Genomic DNA, 4,598 nt, shown 5'->3' on the forward strand with positions numbered 1-4,598 from the left:
TCGCGGGCGAAGGCCGCGGGCCGGGGGTCGGAACCGGCTTCTTGCTCTTGCCGTCCTTCGACGGGTACGCGTCACGGAGACGACGGGCGACGGGCGCCTCGACGGTGGACGACGCGGACTTCACGAACTCGCCCTGTTCCTTCAACTTGGCGAGAACTTCCTTGCTGGTGATGCCGAGCTCTTTCGCGAGCTCATGTACTCGGGCCTTGCCTGGCACAGCTCTCCTCATCTGGGGAGGCCGGCGGCAGACCCGCAGACCTCGTCCTATTGTCGCGCGTTCATTGATTCAGCTTCACGGCTGACTCATGACGGGTCGACCTGCTTCCTGATTCCATCCGGCACCGGGGACGTCCCGGTGCCCTTAGTCTTCGGCGGGTCGCTCAAGGCGTTCGTGGACACCCTGGGCGTCGAGCGACCCTGGAACACGAAGTGCCCGGGGAAACGCTCTGCGCCGCTCGGCCTTGGCCAGACAGTCCGGCACGGGGTGCAACCAGGCACCCCGGCCCGGCAACCGCCGACGTTCGTCGACGATCAGCCGTCCATCCGCCGCGACCACTCGCAGCAACTCGCCGATCAAGGCCCGCCGACGGCAACCCACACAGGTGCGAACCGGAGATTTCCGGTCATGCTGGAGGTCGGTTCCCGGCCGCGGGCTCTGAACCACTCGTAAGTCTAGCGCTTCGACCTTCACTCAGCCGAACCGGTTGTCGCGGCGGGCCGCGTCTGACCGGCGTGTGCTTCGTCACCCTGCTCAGGGGCGGCGTCGCTACGGATGTCGATACGCCATCCGGTCAGCCGCGCGGCGAGGCGGGCGTTCTGCCCTTCCTTGCCGATCGCGAGTGAAAGCTGGAAGTCGGGGACGACGACGCGTGCGGTCTTGGCCCGCTCGTCGACGACCTTGACCGAGACAACCTTCGCGGGCGACAGCGCATTCCCGACGAACTTGGCCGGGTCCTCCGAGAAGTCGATGATGTCGATCTTCTCACCCGCGAGTTCGCTCATCACGTTGCGCACACGCGCGCCGACCGGGCCGATGCAGGCGCCCTTGGCGTTGACGCCGGGCACCGTCGAGCGGACCGCGATCTTGGTCCGGTGTCCCGGTTCACGCGCGATGGCGGAGATTTCGACCGTGCCGTCCGCGATTTCGGGGACCTCGAGGGCGAACAGCTTGCGCACCAGGTTCGGATGCGAACGCGACAGCGTGATCTGCGGGCCGCGGTTGCCCCGCGAAACGGTGACGACGAAGGCCTTGATCCGGCTGCCGTGTTCGTAGGACTCGCCGGGTACCTGCTCGATCGAAGGCAGCACGCCTTCGATGTCGCCGACCTGGATGACGACCATGCCGCGGGCGTTGGCGCGAGCGTCACGCTGCACCACACCGGCGACGATCTCGCCCTCCTTGGCGGAGAACTCGCCGAAGGTCTTCTCGTGCTCGGCGTCGCGCAGGCGCTGCAGGATGACCTGGCGCGCGGTGGTCGCGGCGATCCGCCCGAAGCCCTCGGGGGTGTCGTCCCATTCCTCGTCGATCTGGCCGTCCGGGGTGAGGGTGTGCGCGAGGACGCGCACCAGCCCGCTCTTGTGGTCGATGTCGATCCGGGCGTGCGGCTGGTGGCCCTCGGTATGCTTGTACGCGGTGAGAAGCGCGGTTTCGATGGCCTCGATGACCGTTTCGAAGGGGATGTCCTTGTCCCGTTCGATCGCGCGCAGCGCGGCGATGTCGACGTTCACTTCGGCTCCTCCTTCGGTTCGGTAGCGGCGGCGGTGCGGGCCGCGGCGTCGGTTTCCAACAGTTTCAGGTCCTCGGCAGGTGGTTGCTTGAACTCGATCTCGATGACCGCCTTGGCCACCGAGGCGTAACCGACGTCCCGGATCTCGCCGTCGACGAGCACGCGCGCGGACTTCTCCCCCGCGTGCCCGACACGGCCGATGAAGGCGGCACCCTCGGCCGGGGTGACCTTGACCAGACGGAACTTCGCGCGCCGCCAGTGCCGTTGCACGGACAGCGGGCGGTCCAGCCCCGGTGAGGTCACTTCGAGGGTGTAGGCGCTGGCGAGCACGTGCTCGTTCTCGTCGAGCACGGCGGAGACGGCGCGGCTGATGCTCGCCACCTCGTCCAGCCCGACGCCGTCGTCCCCGTCGACGACGACCTTGACCAGCTGACGACGGCCTGCTTGCTGGACCTCGAAGGAATCGAGGTCGAAACCCGCGGCCTTGACGGCTTCGGCCACGATGGGCTCCAGCCTGCTGGCGAGGTCGTTGGGCACTGTGGAGCGCTCCTGTCCGGCTGTGGGCGACCCGGCGGCGTGGATCCGGGTTCGGTAGTGGACCAGCTTATCTGGTGACCCCCGCGTGACGCGCGAGCGGCGGCCCCGCGCGGGCTACTGGCAGGATGGGGCGGCGTGACCGGAAGACCGACCGAGCCCACCTTGCCGAGCCGTCGTACTTTCCTGAGAGTGGGAGCGCTGGCCGCGTTGGCCGTGCCGCTGGCGGCCGCCTGTGGCCCCGGCTACGACGAGAGCCCCGATCCCTTGGCCCCGTTGCTGCGCGCGGCGGAGACCGACGCTGCGGGCGCGAAGGCGCTGACAGGCCCCGAAGCGGAAGCCGTCGCGGCCGCCCGCGCGGCGCACGCGGCGGCGCTCAAGACCGAGGTGGACCGGCTCAACCGGCCGAAGCCGGAGCAGTCCGGACCGGCGGAGACCCCGCCGTCGTCCGTCGACGGGCTCAAGGAACGGCTCGCCACAGCGCGGAAACAGGCCGAAGGACTGGTGCCTTCACTGCCTCGGTACCGGGCCGGGATGGTCGCTTCGATCGCGGCCGGCTGCGCGGCTTTGCAGCAGAGCTCGGACAAACTCGGCCGGGGCGACGACGCCGTGGCCGTCGAAGTACCCGCCGGAGTTTCGCTGGACCAGGAGGCCGCGGAAGCCGTCCAGCAGGCGCTGGGCGCCGAACACGCGTCGATCTGGGTGTACGGACTGGTGAGCGCCTATCTTCCGGCCGCCTTCGCCAGCGCGGTCGCTCGCGGTACGGCCGAGCACGTCAAACGTCGCGATGTGTGCGAACGGATGCTTTCCGCGGCGGGCCAGACGCCCGCCGGCCCCGAAGCGGCCTACGTGCCGCCGAAGCCGGTGACCGACGCGAACTCGGCGATGGAGCTCGTGGCGACGTCCGAGTCGGACGCGACCGCCGCCTGGCTCGGTGTGATCGACCGGACCGACGACGCGGCCTTGCGCACGACGGCGCTGAACGCGCTGATCGGCTCCGCGCGGCGAGGGACGGCGTGGCGGGCGGAGTTCGGCGCGAAGCCGGTCGCCATCGCGATGCCGGGCCAGTCGACCTGAGGCCTTCTCGCGGGGCGCGGCTCCGCGGGCCCGAAGCGTGCTATGAACGGCCCGTTACTGGCAAAATTTGCCAGTAACGGGTCGTTCATAGCATCCGGAACGGGGCTCCGGCGGGCTCAGCGGCGCAGATCTCCCGCGAGCCGCACGGCGTCGGCCGCGATCCGCTCCAGCACCGGCTTGTCGCTGTGCTTGTTGTAGAAGTCGGTCAGCACGATGGTCACGTCGGCGCCGGTGACGTGGGATTCGTAGGCCGCGTTCGACGTCGAGACCTTCGGAGCGTCCTTCGCCTTGAAGGTGCCGTCGCGCACGAGGTCGGACACGTTGCCCGTGCCGTCCTTGTCGGTGAGCGCCTTGAGCTGGGTCGCGGTGACCTCGCCCGGCATGGTGACCAGGACGACCGACACGAGCGCCTTCTGCCCGGCGGTCTCGGTCGTGTACAGCGCACGCGAAAGCCGCGTACACGGCGTCCGGGTGAAGAAATCCTTGGTGTCACCGTAGGACTTGCTCGCGCAGTCGGAGGTGACCTGCGGGCCCTCGACCAGCGTGTACTGGTACTGACCGGTCTTCGACGGCGTGTCCGCGACGGGCGTCGTCTCCGGCTCGTGCCGGATCAGCCACCAGAGCAGGGCGGACACGACGGCGATGACGACCAGCCCACCGCCCTTCAGCGCCAGGCTCGCCGGATTCCTCGGCGGCTTGGACACCGGCGGCGGCCCTGCCGGTCGCACCGGCTGAAGCCGGGCCGTTTCCGTCGGTCCCGGAGTAAATTGCGCACCAACCACGGGAACATACGGTAGTTCACGTCCGTCCGGCGGTTCACCTGAACGTGCTTATCACCCGTTCGACGTCGTCAGCCGTGTTGTAGAGATGGAAGCCGAATCGCTGCCTCCCAGCCCTCGTACCGGCCACGATGCCGGCTTCCCGCACTCGCTCGGCGTCGCCGTCGAGCGAGACGATCGCGCTCCCCTGAACGGGTGACCCGAGCGCTTCCAGGAGCGAGTCGGCGAGCCCGACGCAGTGCGCGCGGACGGCTTCGAGGTCCAAGGACGCGAGGTAGTCCAGTGAGACCGCGGCGCCGACGTACGAGAGCCAGGCCGGGGACAGGTCGAGCGAGCGGACGCCTTCCGCGAGCCGCAGCGGGAGGCCGTAGACGGTCTGCCAGCGGTCCTCCCCCGCGTACCAGTTCGCCGCCACCGGTAACGCCCGCTCCAGCGCCCGCGGATGCGCGGCCAGCCACGCCGTCCCGCGCGGCGCGAGCAG

The 4,598-nt window shown here is 69.4% G+C and carries 6 protein-coding genes and 1 pseudogene; 1 reads left to right on the top strand and 6 read right to left on the bottom strand.

All coding sequences use genetic code 11. The features are described from left to right. The 4 genes from H5J31_RS39360 to rimP form a co-directional block, all read right to left on the bottom strand. Positions 1-217: translation initiation factor IF-2 N-terminal domain-containing protein (locus H5J31_RS39360; RefSeq protein WP_181777740.1), on the bottom strand; the 217-nt coding region annotated here is incomplete at its 3' end. A 144-nt stretch (positions 218-361) separates the two neighbouring features. Next, entirely contained in the window at positions 362-691 is a 330-nt protein-coding gene (locus H5J31_RS40540; protein ID WP_328701736.1) for a YlxR family protein, read from the bottom strand. Continuing rightward, the gene (nusA, locus tag H5J31_RS39370) at positions 688-1,728 is read right to left on the bottom strand and encodes a transcription termination factor NusA (protein ID WP_181777741.1); all 1,041 of its coding nucleotides are present in this window, start codon (positions 1,726-1,728) and stop codon (positions 688-690) included. The genes H5J31_RS40540 and nusA overlap by 4 nt, the downstream gene beginning before the upstream one ends. Then, entirely contained in the window at positions 1,725-2,264 is a 540-nt protein-coding gene (gene rimP, locus H5J31_RS39375) for a ribosome maturation factor RimP (RefSeq protein ID WP_181777742.1), read from the bottom strand. The genes nusA and rimP overlap by 4 nt, the downstream gene beginning before the upstream one ends. Positions 2,265-2,399: 135 nt before the next feature. Here rimP and H5J31_RS39380 point away from each other — a divergent pair, with 135 nt between their 5' ends. Next, positions 2,400-3,338 carry a ferritin-like domain-containing protein gene (locus H5J31_RS39380; RefSeq protein ID WP_181777743.1) on the top strand — a complete coding sequence of 313 codons (939 nt, stop codon included), beginning with the start codon at positions 2,400-2,402 and terminating at the stop codon, positions 3,336-3,338. 116 nt (positions 3,339-3,454) lie between these two features. Here the strand turns inward: H5J31_RS39380 and H5J31_RS39385 are convergent, their stop codons facing one another. Both H5J31_RS39385 and H5J31_RS39390 read right to left on the bottom strand, forming a co-directional pair. Further along, a complete protein-coding gene (locus H5J31_RS39385; protein WP_181777744.1) occupies positions 3,455-4,066 on the bottom strand; it encodes a hypothetical protein in 612 nt (203 codons plus the stop codon). Positions 4,067-4,154: 88 nt separating this feature from the next. Next, positions 4,155-4,598 (bottom strand): annotated as a pseudogene (locus H5J31_RS39390) (aminotransferase); the annotation flags it as partial.

The organism is Amycolatopsis pittospori, assembly GCF_013870525.1.
Taxonomy (GTDB): domain Bacteria; phylum Actinomycetota; class Actinomycetes; order Mycobacteriales; family Pseudonocardiaceae; genus Amycolatopsis; species Amycolatopsis pittospori.